The sequence below is a fragment of the Kitasatospora sp. NPDC001119 genome, from assembly GCF_053598475.1.
Genome location: NZ_JBSFKI010000045.1, coordinates 16,824 through 32,816 on the forward strand (window position 1 = coordinate 16,824; position 15,993 = coordinate 32,816).

At 73.3% G+C, this 15,993-nt stretch carries 15 protein-coding genes; 8 read left to right on the forward strand and 7 right to left on the reverse strand.

The window, feature by feature from the left end; all coding sequences use genetic code 11:
- Window positions 1-70: 70 nt before the first annotated feature.
- Complete coding sequence (locus ACWDD9_RS36980) at window positions 71-949, forward strand: geranyl diphosphate 2-C-methyltransferase (RefSeq protein WP_074003176.1); 879 nt, start codon at window positions 71-73, stop codon at window positions 947-949.
- 71 nt (window positions 950-1,020) lie between these two features.
- Here ACWDD9_RS36980 and ACWDD9_RS36985 read toward each other — a convergent pair whose 3' ends face one another.
- Window positions 1,021-1,665 (reverse strand): dihydrofolate reductase family protein, encoded by a 645-nt coding sequence (locus ACWDD9_RS36985; protein ID WP_074003175.1) that lies wholly within the window; start codon window positions 1,663-1,665, stop codon window positions 1,021-1,023.
- 291 nt (window positions 1,666-1,956) lie between these two features.
- Between ACWDD9_RS36985 and ACWDD9_RS36990 the strand changes: the two genes are divergently transcribed.
- From ACWDD9_RS36990 to ACWDD9_RS37000, 3 genes are all read left to right on the forward strand, one after another.
- Complete coding sequence (locus ACWDD9_RS36990) at window positions 1,957-3,027, forward strand: phosphatidylinositol-specific phospholipase C domain-containing protein (protein WP_063780152.1); 1,071 nt, start codon at window positions 1,957-1,959, stop codon at window positions 3,025-3,027.
- A 96-nt stretch (window positions 3,028-3,123) separates the two neighbouring features.
- Window positions 3,124-3,516, forward strand: coding sequence for a ribonuclease domain-containing protein (locus ACWDD9_RS36995; protein ID WP_074003174.1), 393 nt, complete (start codon window positions 3,124-3,126; stop codon window positions 3,514-3,516).
- 127 nt (window positions 3,517-3,643) lie between these two features.
- Window positions 3,644-3,994: a 5-carboxymethyl-2-hydroxymuconate Delta-isomerase gene (locus tag ACWDD9_RS37000; RefSeq protein ID WP_375877678.1), complete on the forward strand. Its 351-nt coding sequence runs from the start codon at window positions 3,644-3,646 to the stop codon at window positions 3,992-3,994.
- Between the two features lie 60 nt (window positions 3,995-4,054).
- Here the strand turns inward: ACWDD9_RS37000 and ACWDD9_RS37005 are convergent, their stop codons facing one another.
- Complete coding sequence (locus ACWDD9_RS37005; RefSeq protein ID WP_074003172.1) at window positions 4,055-5,659, reverse strand: alpha/beta hydrolase; 1,605 nt, start codon at window positions 5,657-5,659, stop codon at window positions 4,055-4,057.
- A 146-nt stretch (window positions 5,660-5,805) separates the two neighbouring features.
- Between ACWDD9_RS37005 and ACWDD9_RS37010 the strand changes: the two genes are divergently transcribed.
- From ACWDD9_RS37010 to ACWDD9_RS37020, 3 genes are all read left to right on the forward strand, one after another.
- Window positions 5,806-7,158 carry an MFS transporter gene (locus ACWDD9_RS37010; RefSeq protein WP_079272265.1) on the forward strand — a complete coding sequence of 451 codons (1,353 nt, stop codon included), beginning with the start codon at window positions 5,806-5,808 and terminating at the stop codon, window positions 7,156-7,158.
- A gap of 191 nt (window positions 7,159-7,349) precedes the next feature.
- Window positions 7,350-8,171, forward strand: a complete 822-nt coding sequence (locus ACWDD9_RS37015) for an SAM-dependent methyltransferase (protein WP_107086434.1) — start codon at window positions 7,350-7,352, stop codon at window positions 8,169-8,171.
- 142 nt (window positions 8,172-8,313) lie between these two features.
- Window positions 8,314-9,948 carry a purple acid phosphatase family protein gene (locus ACWDD9_RS37020; protein ID WP_387973616.1) on the forward strand — a complete coding sequence of 545 codons (1,635 nt, stop codon included), beginning with the start codon at window positions 8,314-8,316 and terminating at the stop codon, window positions 9,946-9,948.
- Window positions 9,949-10,008: 60 nt separating this feature from the next.
- On the opposite strand, the gene ACWDD9_RS37025 is transcribed toward ACWDD9_RS37020, so the two are convergent.
- The 5 genes from ACWDD9_RS37025 to ACWDD9_RS37045 all read right to left on the reverse strand — a co-directional run bounded on the left by ACWDD9_RS37025 (window position 10,009) and on the right by ACWDD9_RS37045 (window position 14,729).
- Complete coding sequence (locus tag ACWDD9_RS37025; RefSeq protein ID WP_449814004.1) at window positions 10,009-11,514, reverse strand: cytochrome P450; 1,506 nt, start codon at window positions 11,512-11,514, stop codon at window positions 10,009-10,011.
- 89 nt (window positions 11,515-11,603) lie between these two features.
- The gene (locus ACWDD9_RS37030; protein ID WP_375877289.1) at window positions 11,604-12,221 is read right to left on the reverse strand and encodes a GTP-binding protein; all 618 of its coding nucleotides are present in this window, start codon (window positions 12,219-12,221) and stop codon (window positions 11,604-11,606) included.
- Window positions 12,202-12,564 (reverse strand): DUF742 domain-containing protein, encoded by a 363-nt coding sequence (locus ACWDD9_RS37035; protein ID WP_049660856.1) that lies wholly within the window; start codon window positions 12,562-12,564, stop codon window positions 12,202-12,204. Before ACWDD9_RS37035 ends, ACWDD9_RS37030 begins: the two co-directional genes overlap by 20 nt.
- Window positions 12,565-12,642: 78 nt before the next feature.
- A complete protein-coding gene (locus ACWDD9_RS37040) occupies window positions 12,643-13,029 on the reverse strand; it encodes a roadblock/LC7 domain-containing protein (protein WP_181970384.1) in 387 nt (128 codons plus the stop codon).
- 17 nt (window positions 13,030-13,046) lie between these two features.
- Window positions 13,047-14,729, reverse strand: coding sequence for an ATP-binding protein (locus ACWDD9_RS37045; protein ID WP_181970383.1), 1,683 nt, complete (start codon window positions 14,727-14,729; stop codon window positions 13,047-13,049).
- A gap of 493 nt (window positions 14,730-15,222) precedes the next feature.
- Here ACWDD9_RS37045 and ACWDD9_RS37050 point away from each other — a divergent pair, with 493 nt between their 5' ends.
- Window positions 15,223-15,915 carry a Crp/Fnr family transcriptional regulator gene (locus ACWDD9_RS37050; protein WP_234348253.1) on the forward strand — a complete coding sequence of 231 codons (693 nt, stop codon included), beginning with the start codon at window positions 15,223-15,225 and terminating at the stop codon, window positions 15,913-15,915.
- The last annotated feature ends 78 nt before the right edge of the window (window positions 15,916-15,993 follow it).

Below are 15,993 nucleotides of genomic sequence, written 5' to 3' on the forward strand. Positions count from 1 at the left end.
GCACCACCTCCCGCCGGCAGCGCATTTCCCTTGATGACCGACCCCTTGACCATCCGCTAGGAGCTGACCCATGTCCGTGACCGACGACATCACCACCCCCGGCAACACCATCCCCGGCCCGGCGACTCCGTACCAGGGCGACATCGCGCGCTACTGGGACCACGAGGCCCGTCCGGTCAACCTCCGCCTGGGTGACGTCGACGGCCTCTACCACCACCACTACGGCATCGGCGCGATCGACCAGGCCGCGATCGGGGACCCGGCCGACGCGGAGCGCGAGAAGAAGGTGATCGCCGAGCTGCACCGGCTGGAGTCCGCCCAGGCCGACGTGCTGCTCGGCCACCTCGGCGACATCCGCGCCGACCACACCCTGGTCGACGCCGGCTGCGGCCGCGGCGGTTCGATGGTGATGGCCCACCAGCGCTTCGGCTGCCGGGTCGAGGGCCTGACCCTCTCCACCCAGCAGGCCGACTTCGGCAACAAGCGCGCCGCCGAGCTGGGCATCGGCGGGTTCGTCCGCTCCCAGGTCGCCAACATGCTGAACATGCCCATCGAGACCGGTTCGGTCGCGGGCTCCTGGAACAATGAGTCCAGCATGTACGTCGACCTGCACGACCTGTTCGCCGAGCACTCCCGGGTGCTGAGCGTCGGCGGCCGGTACGTGACCATCACCGGCTGCTGGAACCCGCGCTACGGCCAGCCCTCGAAGTGGGTCTCGCAGATCAACGCCCACTTCGAGTGCAACATCCACTCCCGCCGCGAGTACCTGCGGGCGATGGCCGACAACCGCCTGGTGCCGCAGGCCGTCATCGACCTGACGCCGGACACCCTGCCCTACTGGGAGCTGCGGAACACCACCTCGTTGGTGACCGGCATCGAGGAGGCGTTCATCGAGTCCTACAAGGACGGCTCCTTCCAGTACGTGCTGATCGCGGCCGACCGGGTCTGATCCGGTAGCACCGCACGACGGCGGCCTCCCCGCGGGTGCGGGGAGGCCGCCGTCGTGCGCACGGGGGCCGGCTACGGCCGGGTGAAGGTGAGGTGGGTGACGCCGCTCGGGCTGCTCACCGCCTCGGTGCGGAAGCGCTGCTCCAGCCCTTCGAGCCCGTCCCAGAGCCGCTCGCCCCGGCCGAGCAGCACCGGCACCACGACCACGTGCAGGTGGTCGACCAGATCGGCGGCCAGGAAGGCGCGGACGCTGCTCGGGCCGCCGCCGATCCGCACGTCCAGGCCGCCGGCCGCCTCCCTGGCCCGGCGCAGCGCCTCCTCGGGGGAGGCGTCCAGGAAGTGGAAGACCGTCCCGCCGTCCATCTCCACCGAGGGGCGCGGATGGTGGGTGAGCACGAAGACCGGGGTGTGGAACGGCGGGTTCGGCCCCCACCAGCCCCGCCAGTCCTCGTCCTGCCAGGGGCCGCGCTGCGGGCCGAACTTGTTGCGGCCCATGATCTCCGCGCCGATGCCGTCGGCCCAGGTGCGGGCGATCGCGTCGTCCACGCCGGTGCTGCCGCCCTCCTCGCCCTGCATCCGCCGGAACGTCCGGGTGCCGAAGAACCAGCTGTGCAGCCGGCCGCCGGCGTGGCCGAACGGCGCGTCGAGGCTCTGGCCCTCGCCCGTGCCGTAGCCGTCCAGGGAGATCGAGAAGTTGTGGACCCGGACCAGGGACATCGCAGCCTCCGCCGCTCGGCGCCTCGGCGCGCACCGGTCGGCCGCGCCCCGTTTCGCGGGCCACGCTAACCCGCGGCTCCGATGCCATGACGTTCCGTCACCGTCCCGGGCGTGGCGGGTGGGACGGGTGCGGAGCGCGTGGAGGAAGGGGAGGGGAGCGGGGGAGAAGCGGTGCAGCCGTCACGCTATTGTCGTGCCTTCTTCATCCTGAGCACGCCCGGGCGGGCGATGCTTCGTCAGGCTGCCCGGGAGCAGGGCGGCCGGCATCCCACGACTTGGGGGACCGTTCCGATGACCGTACGCCGCACCCTGACCGGACTCCTGGCCGCCGGCCTGATCGCCGCCGCGGCCGCGCTGATCCCGACCGCCCCGGCGGACGCCACCACGGCCGGGCCGGGCGACCTGCCGTTCGGCTCCGCGACCACCGTCGGCCTCCACAACACCTACGACCCGGCGGCCTTCCCGTACCTCGCCCAGGGCCTGGACACCGGCACCGGCATGATCGAGCTGGACCTCTGGCCGAACATCTTCACCAAGCGGTGGCAGGTCAGCCACTCCAACCCGTTCGGCAACTCCAACAACTGCACCGCCGCGAGCACCCCCGCGCAGCTGTACGGCGGCAGCACCGACCAGTACCTGGAGAACTGCCTGGACGACGTCCGGGTCTGGCTCGCCGCGCACCCGGGCGCCGGGCCGCTGGTGATCAAGCTGGAGCTCAAGCCGGGCTACTCGGCCGACCTCGGGATGGGCCCGGACCAGCTGGACGCGCTGATCGCCGACCACCTGGGCTCCGCCGTGCTGCGCCCGGCCGACCTGCTGGCCAAGCCCGGCGGCGGCTCGTACGCGAGCGTCGACGAGGCGGTTCGGGCGGGCAACTGGCCGCGCCGCTCGGCGCTGGCCGGGAAGGTGCTGCTGTACGCGATCCCGGGCACCGTCGAGCTGGGCAACCCCTTCGACACCCTGCACACCGACGTGGAGCAGGGCCGGCACCTGCGCGACCTGGCGGCGGCGGGCCGGATCGGCCAGGCGCAGGTCTTCCCGTCCGTGCTCGGCGCCGCCACCGGCGACCCGCGGAGCCAGTACACCGGCGCGGACACCTCGATCCGGCCCTGGTTCGTGGTCTTCGACGGCGACGCCTCCACCTTCGTCAGGACCATCGACACCGCCTGGTACGACAACGCCCACTACCTGCTGGTGATGACGGACTCCCACCTGGTCGCCCCGGAGATCAGTGCCACCGACCCGACGGCCGACCAGGCGAGGGCCCGCACCGAGCAGCTGGCGAAGGCGCACGCGAGCATCGTCTCCAGTGACTGGCGCCGGCTGGCGTCGGTCCAGTCGCTGGTGCTGTCGCGCGGCTGACCTGGTCAAGTCCTGGGAGGGACGGCGAAGTTGACCGGAGGTGAAGAGTTGGAACGGGGCTTCCGGAGGGCCCGGAGGATCGCCATCCTGGTTGTCATGACCCGAACTCTACGCGCGTGGAAGACCCGCGTCGCCGCCACCGCCACCGTCGCCCTGGTCACCCTCGCGCCGATCGCCGTCGCCACCGAGGCGCACGCCGCGGTGAGCGGCTCGGTGTGCCTGTCGGCCCTGCCCTCCCAGGCCCACACCACCCTCAACCTGATCGCCTCCGGCGGTCCCTTCCCGTACAGCCAGGACGGGGTCGTCTTCCAGAACAAGGAGCGCGTGCTGCCCGCCCAGGCGACCGGCTACTACCACGAGTACACCGTGGTCACCCCGGGCTCGCCGACCCGCGGCACCCGTCGCATCGTCACCGGCAAGCAGTACCACGAGGACTACTACACCGCCGACCACTACGTGACCTTCCGCAAGGTCGACTTCGGCTGCTGACCCGGCCACCGCTCCACCGGACAGCCCCGGGCCCCGGCGCCGCACCCCGCGCCGGGGCCCGGGGTTTGCGCTCGGGGCCCGTCCGGTAGCGTCGGCGGCGTCCCGGCAACGACTCCCGGAGGTTCCCGTGCCGCAGATCCTGGTCGACCACTCGGCCGAACTCGACTTCGACCGGACGGCGCTGGCCGCCGAGGTCCACCAGGCGATCACCGAGGTGATCGACACCACGGTGGCGGACTGCAAGACGCTCTTCCGCCCCGCCGGCGGCCACCGGGTCGGCGACGGGACGAGCGGCGAGGCCGTGGTGCTGGTCGAGGTGAAGATCCTGGCCGGCCGCAGCGCCGAGCAGCGCGCCGAACTGACCGCCCGGGTGCTCGCCGCCCTGCGCGCCCGGATCGCCGGGCCCGCCGCCATCGGCGTCCAGGTCACCGAACTCGACCGGGACACCTACCGGTTCGTCCACCACCCGGGGCACTGACCCGGAAAGCGGCGACGGCGCCGGGCCCGCGGGCCCGGCGCCGTCATCGTGCGGGACGGATCAGTCCGTCGGGCAGCGGATGCCCGCGGCCGGGACGGTCCCGTCCAGCAGGAAGGCGTCCACCGAGGCACGCACGCACTTGCTGGCGCCGTACCCGGTGTGGCCCTCGCCCTCGCGGGTGACCAGGACGGCGTTGCCGAGCTCGGCGGTCAGCTTCTCGGCCCAGGCGTACGGGGTGGCCGGGTCGCCGGTGGTGCCGACCACCACGATCGGGGCGGCGGCCGTGTTCTTGACCGCGTGCGGCCTCTCCGTCGAGGCGGCCGGCCAGATCCGGCAGTCCGGGTCGAACAGCGCGGCCATCGGGTCGTGCTTGCTGACCAGCGGGGCCTTGGCGGCGAGGTCGGTCAGCGCGGCCTGCAACTGCTCGCCGGCCGGGGCGTCGGTGGCGCCGTCGGCGCAGTGGATGGCCGTGTAGGCGTCCGCCGAGGGGCGGTACTTGCCGTCCTTGTCGCGGCCGTTGTAGCCGTCGGCGAGGTCCAGCAGGTAGTCGCCCTTGCCGCGCACCATCGCCCAGCCGATGGAGTTGCGCAGCCCGGTCCAGGCCTTCTCGCCGCCGTAGAGCCGGCTGAGCACGCCCGTCCAGGCCGCGCTGGACGTCAGGGTGCGGCCCTTCTCCGTCTTGAGCGGCTTGTCCTTGAGCCCGTCGAGGAACGCGGCGAGCTTCTGCGCCGCCTGCTCGGGGTCCTTGCCGAGCGAGCAGGCGTCCTTGGTGACGCAGTCCGCGGCGAAGGCCTTCAGGGCCCGCTCGAAGCCGCCCTGCTGCTCGATGTTGTGCTGGACCAGCGAGGTGGAGGCCGAGGTGGCGCCGTCCAGGACGAGTCGGCCGACCTTGTCCGGGAACTCCTCGGCGTACAGCGAGCCGAGGTAGGTGCCGTAGGACAGGCCGAGGTAGCTGAGCTTCTGGTCGCCGAGGGCGCCGCGCAGCACGTCCATGTCCCGGGCGCTGTTGCGGGTGCTGACGAAGGGCAGGAGCTGGGCGTACTTGGCCTGGCAGGCGTCGGCCAGTTGCTTGCCGTGGTCGGCCGCGGGCTGGTCGGTGGTCAGCCAGTCGTCCCGGGTGCGGTCGTCCAGGCAGTTGAGCGGGCTGGTGCCGGCGGTGCCGCGCGGGTCGAAGCCGACGATGTCGTAGCGGTCGTGTACCGGGCCGTCGAAGCCCTTGGGGTCGTAGGTGACCATCCCGACGCCGGAGCCGCCCGGGCCGCCGGGGTTGATCAGCAGCGAGCCGATCCGCTGGTCGGGCTTGGTCGCCGGGTTGCGGACCACGGCGACGTCCAGGGTGCCGACCTCCGGTGCGGCGTAGTTCAGCGGCACCTTGAGGGTGGCGCACTGGAGCGCGGAGATGTCCTCCTCGTTCTGCGGGTCCTTCTGGCAGGGGCCCCAGGCGAGTTGCTGGCCGTAGAAGGCCTTGAGGGCGGGGTCGGCGGCGCCGGTGGGCTTGGGCGTCGGGGTCGGGGCGGCGCTCGGCGTCGCGACGGCGGCGGCGTCCGGGGAGGCCGAGGGCGCGGCGGCGGTGCCGCCTCCGCTGGTGCAGCCGGCCAGCAGGGCGGCGGTGGCGAGGGCTGCGACGGCGGCGGGCAGGGCGCGCCGCGGGGTCCGGGTGATCATGGAATGCACGGCACAGGAATATCACCTGCCTGTCACATCAGTCACATGGGATTCTCAGAGTGCTCTGCGTCAACGGGCCGGAGCACGCCGCCCACGGGCCGCGAGAAGTGATTCCGCGGCGGTCCGAACGGTGCCATGCTGAGGCCATGACAGAAAGCAGTGCGGTGGCACCGCTCCGTCACCAGGCGGAAACCGGTGGGCGGCGGCGGGAGTTGGCCGCGGCGACGGTCGGGTCGGTGGTCGAGTCCTTCGACTGGAACATCTACGCCGTCCTCGCGCCCTACTTCGCGGCGGACCTCTTCGGGCACGGCAAACACGGCGTCAGCGGCGTGCTCGGCGCGTACGTCACCTTCGCGGTGGGCTTCGTCGCCCGGCCGGTCGGCTCGTACCTGATCGGGCGGCTCAGCGACACCCGGGGACGGCGCTTCGCGCTCAGCCTCGGCATGGCGGTGATCGCCGTTGCCAGCCTGGGCATCGCCGCCGTCCCGGGCCAGCGGAGCATCGGGGTCTGGGCGGCCGTGCTGGCCGTGCTCGCCCGGGTGGTGCAGGGGCTCGCCTTCGGCGGGGAGGCGCCGAGCGTGGCCGCGTACGTCACCGAGACCGCCCCGCGGCGGCACCGCTTCGCGTTCAGCTCGGTCTCCTACGGCGGGATCATCCTCGGCTCGCTGCTCTCCTTCGGCGTGCTCACCCTGCTGATCCACACCCTCGGCAAGTCCGGCCTGGAGAACGGCGGTTGGCGCTGGGGATTCGTGGTCGCCGCGCTGCTCGGGCTGGCCGCCGTCTGGGTGCGGCGGTGGGCGCCGGAGAGCGCGGAGTTCCACCGTGCCCGGGAGCGGGCGGGCCGCACCGCCCGCCCGCCGTTCCTCCGGACGCTGCGCGAGCACCGCTGGGCGGTGCTCACCGTCTTCCTCAACACCCTGGGCGGGACGGTCGGTTACTACTTCGCGCTGGTGTACCTGCCGCAGTACGCCGCCGCCTACCACGTGATCGGCAAGGAGGAGGCGGCCTCCTTCATGACCGTGGTGCTCGGCGTGGTGCTGGCCACCATGCTGCTCACCGGCGCCGCCGCCGACCGCTTCGGCCTGCTGCCCGTCGCCCGGATCGGCTTCGGCCTGCCGATCCCGCTGGTCGGGGTGCTGCTCGCCGGGCTGCGCCAGGGCTGGCTGCCGTTCCAGGTCGTCGCCGTGCTGCTGGGGATGCTGGTGGCCACGGTGCTCGGCACGCTCAACGTCTTCACCGGGCTGCTGTTCCCGACCGAGGTGCGGGCGGTCGGCCTCGGCGTGGTCAACGCGGCCACCATCGCGGCGTTCGGCGGCACCTTCCCGCTGCTCGCCGAGTGGCTGAGCGGCCGGCACTGGCTGGGCGTGATCCCCGCGTACGTCACCGTCTGCACGGCCGGCCCGGCCCTCGCGCTGCTGACGGCGATGAAGGTGCCCTCCTTCGCCGAGGCCGTCCGCGAGACGGAAGGAGCGGTTCAGCGGACACCCGGAACCGCCTGACGGACAGTCATCGGCTGTGGTTGAGTGGTCCGGACCACTGCTGAACGGGGAGGGCTGGCGTGGGCATCGACGCACCGGGTACCGACATACCGGACACCAACGCAAGGGACGGCTGCCTGCCGGAGGACTGCGGGCCCGACGGCTGCGGCTCGGACGACTGCGCGCCGGGGGGCCGCGTGTCGGAGAGCTGGCTGACCGAGGCCGGGTTCGAGGAGCCGCCGCCGGTGGACCTGCGCACCGACCGGGCGCACTCCGCCCGGGTCTACGACTACCTGCTCGGCGGCAAGACCAACTTCCCCGCCGACCGCGAGGTCGGCGACCGCGTCCTCGCCGAACTGCCCGGCGTGCGCGAGGACGCCACCGCCGCCCGCGCCGTGATGCGGCGGATGGTCCGCCGGCTCGCCGGGGTGCACGGCGTCCGCCAGTTCCTGGACGTCGGCACCGGCATCCCCACCACGCCCAACCTGCACGAGATCGTCCAGGCCGTCGACCCGGCCTGCCGCGTGGTCTACGTCGACAACGACCCGATCGTGCTCGCCCACTCGCGGGCCCTGCTCACCAGCACCCCCGAGGGCCGTACCGCCTACGTCCAGGGGGACCTGCGCGAGCCGGAGCAGTTCCTCGCCGACCCGGGGGTGGCCGCCACCCTGGACCTCCGCGAGCCGGTCGCCCTGACGCTCATCAACATCGTCCACTTCCTCTCCGACGAGGTCGCGCACCCGCCCGTCCGCAAGCTCCTGGACGCCCTGCCGGCCGGCAGCTTCCTCGCCCTCTCGGCCGGGACCGCCGACATCGCGCCGGAGCGCGCCGGGATCGCCACCCGCCGCTACGCGGAGGCCGGGATCGACCTCCACCTCCGCTCGCGCGAGCGCGTCGAACGCTTCTTCAGCGGGCTGGAACTGGACGACCCGGGCGTCGTCCTGGTCGACCGCTGGCACCCGGATCCCGCCGGGGACCCGGTGCCGGGCGAGGGGAAGGTCGGGGTGTACGGGGGAGTCGGCCGCAAGGCGTAGGCGCCCAGCCCTGTGGACGGGCCCTGCGAACGAGACCCGAGAACGAAGCGTGCGAACGGAAGCTGCGAAAACGATCGTCTTTACGTGCACATGTCATTAAAGTGACTGCCTGTCGAACCCCCACTCGGCAGGCGGAGTCCTCATGACCATTGCACGCAGGTCCATCCTCAAGGGCACCTCGGCGGCCGGAGCCGCCCTGGTGGCCGCGGCCTCGACGGCGGGCGCGCAACCCGCGGCCGCCCAACCGGCCGACGACGCGCCCACCAGCCCGCTCCTGCAGACCACCCCGCACCGCTCCGGAACGGCCGCGGTGTCCGGGCTGCACCTCCAGTTCGGCACCGACGCCGGCACGGAGATGACCGTCTCCTGGCTCACCCCGCAGTCCGTGCGCCGCCCGCAGGTGCGGTACGGCTCACCGGACGGCGGCCTCGGCCGGGTCGTCCAGGCCGAGACCCGCACCTACCGGGACTCGATCGACAAGGTCGAGGTGTACGTCCACCACGCGCGGCTCACCGGCCTGCGCCCGGGCAGCACCTACCTCTACAGCGCCGGCCATGACGGGGCCACCCCCGAGACCGGCACCTTCACCACCGCCCCGCGCGGCCGCGCCCCGTTCACCTTCACCAGCTTCGGCGACCAGGCCGCGCCCAACCTCCGCCGCCGGATCACCTTCCCCGACGGCATGCCCTCCCCGCTCGGCAAGTACCCGGTGTTCATGAGCAGCCAGGTCGGCACCGCGGCCTCCGCCGACATCGTCGCCGCGGTCGAACGCGTCGGCCCGCTGTTCAACCTCATCAACGGCGACCTCTGCTACTCCTCCTACGCCGGCCGCCACGGCCAGAGCCGCACCGCGACCTGGGCCGACTGGTTCATCAGCAACAGCCGCTCCACCCGGCTGCGGCCCTGGATGCCCTGCGTCGGCAACCACGAGAACGAGGGCGGCAACGGCCCGATCGGCGCGCTCGGCTACCAGGCGTACTTCTCCCTCCCCGACTCCTCGGCCTCCTCCGACGAGGAGACCCGGGGCCTGTGGTACGCCTTCACCGTCGGCTCGGTGCGCTTCATCAGCCTCGCCAACGACGACGAGGCCATCCAGAACTCCGGCGACGTCTACCTGCGCGGCTTCTCCGGCGGCGCCCAACGGCGCTGGCTGGAGCGGGAGTTGCGGACGACGCGGAACAACCGGGCGATCGACTGGATCGTGGTCTGCATGCACCACCCGATGATCTCCAGCTCGAAGCACGGCTCCGGCAGCGACCTCGGCCTGCGCGAGACCTGGGGCCCGCTGTTCGACGCCTATGGGGTCGACCTGGTGGTGTGCGGCCACGAGCACTACTACGAGCGCTCCCACCCCGTCCGCGGCACCCTGCCCAACGATGCCCGCACCCCGGTGCCGACCAGCACCCGCACCGACATGGTCGACACCGGGCGGGGCACCGTCCACATGGTCATCGGCGCCGGCGGCAACGCCGCCACCACCCAGGACGACCTCTTCGAGCAGCCCAAGGGCCGGGTCGTCATCGGGCTGGAGGACCCGAAACCGGGCGCGCCCTACCGGGAGTCGGTCTGGCTCACCGAGGACGCGCCCTGGGCCGCCGTCCAGGACCGCGAACACGCCCACGGCTTCGCGGCCTTCGAGGTCGACCCGGGCGACCGGCGCGGCGGCACCACCACCATGAAGGTCACCTACTACACCTTCGACGGACCGCACGGGGACCTCACCCCGGTGGACACCTTCACCCTGTACCGGCGCCGGACGGACGGGCGCGACGGCTGACCGCCACCGGCACCGCCACTGACCGACACCGGCGCCGGTGTCGGTCAGTGGCGGTGCCGGTCAGCGCCGGAACAGGCCGGTGAGCACGTCCCACCAGCCGCGGCGCTGCGCCGGGATCGTCGGGGCCGCCGGGACGCCCCGCTCCGGCGCCGCCTTCGCCTGTTCCGCCTCTGTCTCCACCCCTGCCCCTGGCTCCGCCTCCGCCTTCGCGTCGGCCTCCGCCAGCTCCGCCTCCGCCACCGAGAGCGGGTCCGGCTCGATGTCGCGGGCGGTGAACTCCACCGGCAGCGCCGTCAGGTGCCGGGAGATCCAGGCCGAGCTCCAGACCAGCTCCTCCTCGGGCACCGCGAGCCGGACGTCCGGCAGCAGGGTGAGCAGGATGTCGATCCCGGCCTCGGCGACGTGCCGCCCGATGTCCTGGCCGGGGCACTCGTGCGGCCCGGCGCCGAAGGACAGGTGGGAGCGGTTGCCGTACAGCGGGGCCGCCAGGTCGGGGCGGACCACCGGGTCGACGTTGGCCGCCGCGAGCCCGAGCAGCAGCAGGTCCCCGGCCCGGATCTGCTGACCGCCCAGCTCGGTGTCGGCGGTCGCCCAGCGGCCGGCCACCAGGGACATCGGCGGGGAGTCCCAGAGCACCTGGTCCAGCGCCTCGCCCAGGGTCATCTGGCCGCCGGAGAGGTGGGCGCGGAAGCGCGGGTCGGTGAGCACCATCTTCAGCGAGTCGGCGATCAGGTTGACGGTGGTCTCGTTCGCGGCGAGCAGCACCACCCGCAGGTGCTCCATCACCTCGTCCTCGGTCAGCCCGGCCGGGTGCGCCAGCAGACGGCTGGTCAGGTCGTCGCCGGGGTGCTCGCGCTTGAGGGCGATGGTGCGGCGCAGACCGGCGACCACGTACTCGTTGCTGGCGATCGCCGTCTCGGTGCCCTTCATCAGGTCCCGGGCGGCGGTCACCAGCTGCGGTCCGTACTCGTCCGGCATGCCGAGCAGCTTGGTCATCACCAGCATCGGCAGGTGCTCGGCGAACTGGGAGATCAGCTCGGCGTGGCCGGTCGGCCCGACCACCTGGACCAGGTCGGTGGTGAAGCGGCGGACGTGGCGGCGGATGCCGCGCCGGTCGAAGCCGTTCAGGCCGTCCAGCAGGGCCCCGCGCAGCCGGCGGTGCTCGTCGCCGTCGGCGAACACGCAGATCGGCTGCCAGGCGACCACCGGCAGCAGCGGGGAGTCGGGCGGGACCTCGTTGTTGCGGAAGGCGTTCCACAGGCGCGAGTCCCGGGAGAACAGCGAGGGGGTGCGCATCACGGTGATGTTGGTGCCGTGGCCGAGCACCAGCCAGGCCGGGTGGTCGCCGTGCAGCAGCACCGGGGCGACCTCGCCGTGCTCGGCGCGCAGCTTGTCGTACAGGACAGTCGGGTCGGCCTCGGCCTCCGGGCCGTACAGGCGGCGCAGGCCGCCGGGGCCGGTCGGGGCGATGCCGCCCGCGTGGGCCGGGCAGCTGGGCGGCGGGGCGGTGGCCGGCGCGGAGCCGACGGATTCGGGGCCGGCGGGTTCGGGGATCGGGGTGGTCACGGGGTCTCCGGTCGCGGGTGGGGTTCGGTGCCGAGCGGACGGGCTCGGGGTGGACGATGGGTGGCCGGCGAGCGGGCGCGGGCGCCGGCTCAGCCGGTGGCCGGGACGGCCAGCTCGTACAGGTAGTGCATCAGGGTCATCAGGGTGTCCCGGCTGGACTCCCGGCTGCGCGCGTCGCAGCTGACGATCGGCACCTCGGACGGCAGGTCCAGCGCGCTCCGCAGCTCGTCGAGCGGAACGGCCGGGGCCTCCGGGAAGCTGTTGACGGCCACCACGAAGGGCACACCGCGCTCCTCCAGCCGCCCGATCACCTCGAAGCTGACCTCCAGCCGCCGGGTGTCCACCAGGACCACCGCGCCCAGGGCGCCCTCGAACAGGCCGTTCCAGAGGAACCAGAACCGCTCCTGGCCGGGGGTGCCGAAGACGTACAGCACGAGCCGGTCGCTGATGCTGATCCGGCCGAAGTCCATGGCCACGGTGGTGGAGGTCTTCTGCTCGACGCCGGTCGGGTCGTCCACCCCGACCCCGGCCTGGGTCATGGTCTCCTCGGTGGTCAGCGGGCGGATCTCGCTGACCGCGCTGACCAGCGTCGTCTTGCCGACGCCGAAGCCGCCGACCACCACCACCTTGACCGCCGTGGTGACGGAGTCCGGCAGCAGGTCCGCCCCGGCCGGCCCGACCACCGTGTCAGAGCCGCTGAAGTCCATGGATCACCGCCTCCAACAGGGCACGGTCGGGGAGTTCCGCCGCGGGCACGGCGGCGCTGCGGGCCTCGATCAGCCCGTCGTCGAGCAGGTCCGCCAGCAGCACGGTGACCACGCTGACGGGGAGCTCCAGGTAGGCGGAGACCTCCGCGACCGAGAGCGGGGAGCGGCACAGCCGCAGGATCGCGGCGTGCTCCGGCTGGTGGGCGGGGGTCGGCTCCGCGCGGGAGACGATCAGGGTGACCAGGTCGAAGACCCCCGGCCCCGACGGGCCGCTGCGGCCCCGGGTGATGACGTACAGCCGGTCGGGCTCGGGGCCGTCCCAGCCGCCCTGCGCGGCCGTCATGCCACCGCCTCACTGTGCTCGTTCATGTGCCCGTCCCGCCGCCGGAGCTCGGCGCGGCAGGGCGGGACGGGTGGCGGTTCACGCGACCGCCTCGGGGTTGCGCGGCGGCGTGGACAGGTGCTCGCCGATCCGGGCGACCAGGTCGCGCATCTGGTGGCTCACCAGCCCGGCGTCCACGCCCTCGTCGGCGAGCACCGCGAGGTAGGCGCGGTCACCGGCGGCCATCAGGTAGAAGTAGCCGCCGTCCACCTCGATCACCACCAGCCGCATCGAGCCGTCGCCGTGCGGGAACTCGTGGCCGATCGCGCCGGCCAGGCTCTGCAGCCCGGCACAGGCGGCGGCGAGGCGGTCGGCGGTGTCCGGGTCGGTGCCGTACTGGGCGATCCGCAGGCCGTCGGCGGACAGCACGATGACGTGGCGCACGCACGGGACGCTGTGCGCGAGGTCGTTGAGGATCCAGTCCATGTTGCTGCGGTGCGGAATCACTGCTCGCCTTTCCCTGCCGTCTCTTCACTGGTGTGTGCGGCGCTGGTGCGTCCGGCACCCGACTGCCCGGCGTCCGTCTGCCCGGCGTCCGTTCGTCCGGCACCGGTCTGTTCGGCGTCCGTGGCGCGCCCGGCGCCCGCCGGACCGGACGGGCTCGGCCCGGTCCCCTTGATGCCGTCCATGAACGCCTCCAGCCACAGGCCCGGCTGCTTCGGCTCCTTGGCGGGGCGCGACGCCTGGGCCGGCGGGCCGGCCAGCGGACCGGGCGGCTGCGCCGTCGGCCCGCCGGGCTGCGCGGTGCCGCGCTGGGCGGGGCGCGCGGCACCGCCGAAGCCGCCCCGGGGCATCATCGGACGGCTCCGCCGGCGCTGCGGCAGGCCGTTGGGCGTCCACTCGGTCACGATCACCTCGTCGTCCCCGGCGCCCGGGCCGGAGGGCCCCCACGGGTTGGTCGAGCCGTAGGACGGCCCGACGCCGGCCGAGGTCGTCCGGGTGCCCCAGGGGCGGCCCGCGGCCGCGTGCCGGGGCGGGTTCGCGGGCAGCGGGCGGGGGCCGGAGAAGGCGCCGATGCCGTGCGCCCGCCCGGTCGGCGGCGCGGTGGTGAGCAGCTCCTGCGGCACGACCAGCACCGCCCGCACGCCGCCGTACGCGGAGCGGCGCAGCGAGATCTGGAAGCCGTACGCCTGGCAGAGCCGGCCGACGATGGCGAAGCCCAGCCGGGGGGACTCGGTGAGGTCGTCGAAGTCCTTGGAGACCATCGCCTCGCGGATCGAGCGCTCGGCGCGGAACCGGGCCTCGTCGGTGAGGCCGAGGCCGCCGTCCTCGATCTCGATCGCCATCCCGCTCTGCACCTCGGAGGCGCTCAGGTGCACGTGGGTGTGCGGCGGGGAGTAGCGGGTGGCGTTGTCGAGCAGCTCGGCGACGGCGTGGATCAGCGGCTCGACGGCCGGCCCGGTGACGGAGATCTGGGCCACCGGGTGCAGGTCCACCCGCTGGTACTCCAGGATCCGGGACATGCCGCCGCGCAGCACGCTGTAGAGGGCGATCGGACGGGTCCACTGGCGGCCGGGGCGGGCGCCGGACAGGACGGCGATGCTGTCGGCCAGGCGGCCGCTCAGCGCGTTGCCGTGGTCCAGGCGCAGCAGGTCGTCGAAGACCGCCGGGTCGTTGCCGTGCCGGTCCTCCATCTCCCGCAGGTCCTTGGCCTGCCGGTGGATGATGGCCTGGACCCGGCGGGCGATGTTGACGAAGGCCCGCTCGGCCGAGTCGCGCCGACTGACCTCGTCGTCGACGGCCTTGGCGACGGCCTCGGTGACGGCCACCAGGGAGCGGCGGAACCGTGGCGAGACGGGCGCCTCGCTCTCCTCGAACGGGCGGGTCAGGACGTCGAAGGAGTACCCGTACCGGGCCCCGGCGACCACCCTGCGCATCTCCACCCGGGCGAGCCGGTCCAGCTCGTCCTCCTGCCCGGCCAACCTGCGTTGCCACTCCTCGACCTGCCGGGCGTGCAGGTCACGGGACTCGCTCAGGGCCCGCCCCCGGCGGGCCGACTCGGCGGCCACCACGGCCACCAGCACGGTGCCCGTCGCCCCGCACCACAGCACCCCGGCCCGGGCCCCGGCGGACACCGCCACCGCGGCGACCGCCACGGCCGCCGCCATCACGGCCGTCGGCAACAACCAGCCGAGCAGGGGCGCTCGGCGCCGTCTGGCGGGTGACGATCCAGCTCGAAGCATTCAGCATCCTCAAACGATCGGAACAGTACGGACAAAAGCGGGGGGAGCGGCTCCGGAGGCGTGGTGGTGCAGCATAGCCAAGTTCAGGACATCCTGACCGAAAGTCAAAAATACCGTCCCGCAACCGACTTGTGGCAATCTGCCGGACAGTCCCGACATTTCGCACGCCAGTCGCAACCGGAGCGGCCACCGCCCTCCCACCAGGCTTCTCGTCGCGCCGCCCGCGCGCCGCCGACCCGCGCCGGATTCGCTCATGCGAAGGGTTTCCGCGCCAAGTCCACGCGTCTCGCGCCGAGTTCGTGCTAAGCGCGGTGACTCCGGTCAACCGGAGGCGCGGCACTCACCCGGAAGGGGAACCGCGGCCAGGCCCGGCGAGCCGCACCGCGCGAGCCCGATTCCGCTGCGTGCGGTGCGCCGCCCCTCCTAGGGTCGTCGCATGAACGATCACGACAGCCGCACACCGGCCGCGCTGGGCCGGACCCTGCGCCACCTCATGGGCGACGCGGTGTGGGCGGGCATGCTGGAGGAGGCCTTCGAGCGCCGGCACCCGATCGGCGCCACCCTGCTGCGCCAGGGCGAACCGGGCACCCACGTCCTCGCCCTGCGGACCGGCGTGGCCAAGGTCAGCCGACGGGAACGCAACGGGGACGTCCGGCTGCTGGCCTTCCGCGGCCCGGGCGAACTCCTCGGCGAGGTGGCCGTCCTGGACGACGGCGTCCGCTCCGCGAGCGTCCAGGCGATCTCGGACTGCACGGTCGCGGTCCTCACCAAGGAGGCCTTCCTGCGCTTCGTCGCCGAGCGGGGGCTGTTCCCCGTGATGGTCCGCTACGCCATGGGCCGGCTGCGCGAATCCGACCTGGCCCGGATCGGCGGCGACGTCGTCCCCCGGCTGGCGGCCGCCCTGGTCGCCCTGGCCGACCTCTCCACGGGCCCCGCGCAGACGCCCGGCCGCCGGATCGAACTCGCCCTGACCCGGGACGAACTGGCCCAGCACCTCGGCGTCTCCCGGAACACCGTCACCGCGGGCCTCACCGCCCTGGCCGCCCACCGCGTCGAAGCCGGCCGCAAGTCCATCGCCCTCGACGACCTCCCCGCACTCCGCCGCGCGGCTGACGTTCCACGCGACTGACGCTCCGTCCCAGCACTACTTTGACCCGCGCGGCCTCGGATGTGACATCCGTCACTCGCGTACCGCACCGAGCGAGCA

Excerpts from the sequence above, each read along its gene's own strand:
- ACWDD9_RS36980 (WP_074003176.1), top strand. The coding sequence starts at position 71 with ATGTCCGTGACCGACGACATCACCACCCCCGGCAACACCATCCCCGGC.
- ACWDD9_RS36985 (WP_074003175.1), bottom strand. The coding sequence starts at position 1,665 with ATGTCCCTGGTCCGGGTCCACAACTTCTCGATCTCCCTGGACGGCTAC.
- ACWDD9_RS36990 (WP_063780152.1), top strand. The coding sequence starts at position 1,957 with ATGACCGTACGCCGCACCCTGACCGGACTCCTGGCCGCCGGCCTGATC.
- ACWDD9_RS36995 (WP_074003174.1), top strand. The coding sequence starts at position 3,124 with ATGACCCGAACTCTACGCGCGTGGAAGACCCGCGTCGCCGCCACCGCC.
- ACWDD9_RS37005 (WP_074003172.1), bottom strand. The coding sequence starts at position 5,659 with ATGATCACCCGGACCCCGCGGCGCGCCCTGCCCGCCGCCGTCGCAGCC.
- ACWDD9_RS37010 (WP_079272265.1), top strand. The coding sequence starts at position 5,806 with ATGACAGAAAGCAGTGCGGTGGCACCGCTCCGTCACCAGGCGGAAACC.
- ACWDD9_RS37020 (WP_387973616.1), top strand. The coding sequence starts at position 8,314 with ATGACCATTGCACGCAGGTCCATCCTCAAGGGCACCTCGGCGGCCGGA.
- ACWDD9_RS37030 (WP_375877289.1), bottom strand. The coding sequence starts at position 12,221 with ATGGACTTCAGCGGCTCTGACACGGTGGTCGGGCCGGCCGGGGCGGAC.
- ACWDD9_RS37035 (WP_049660856.1), bottom strand. The coding sequence starts at position 12,564 with ATGACGGCCGCGCAGGGCGGCTGGGACGGCCCCGAGCCCGACCGGCTG.
- ACWDD9_RS37040 (WP_181970384.1), bottom strand. The coding sequence starts at position 13,029 with ATGGACTGGATCCTCAACGACCTCGCGCACAGCGTCCCGTGCGTGCGC.
- ACWDD9_RS37050 (WP_234348253.1), top strand. The coding sequence starts at position 15,223 with ATGAACGATCACGACAGCCGCACACCGGCCGCGCTGGGCCGGACCCTG.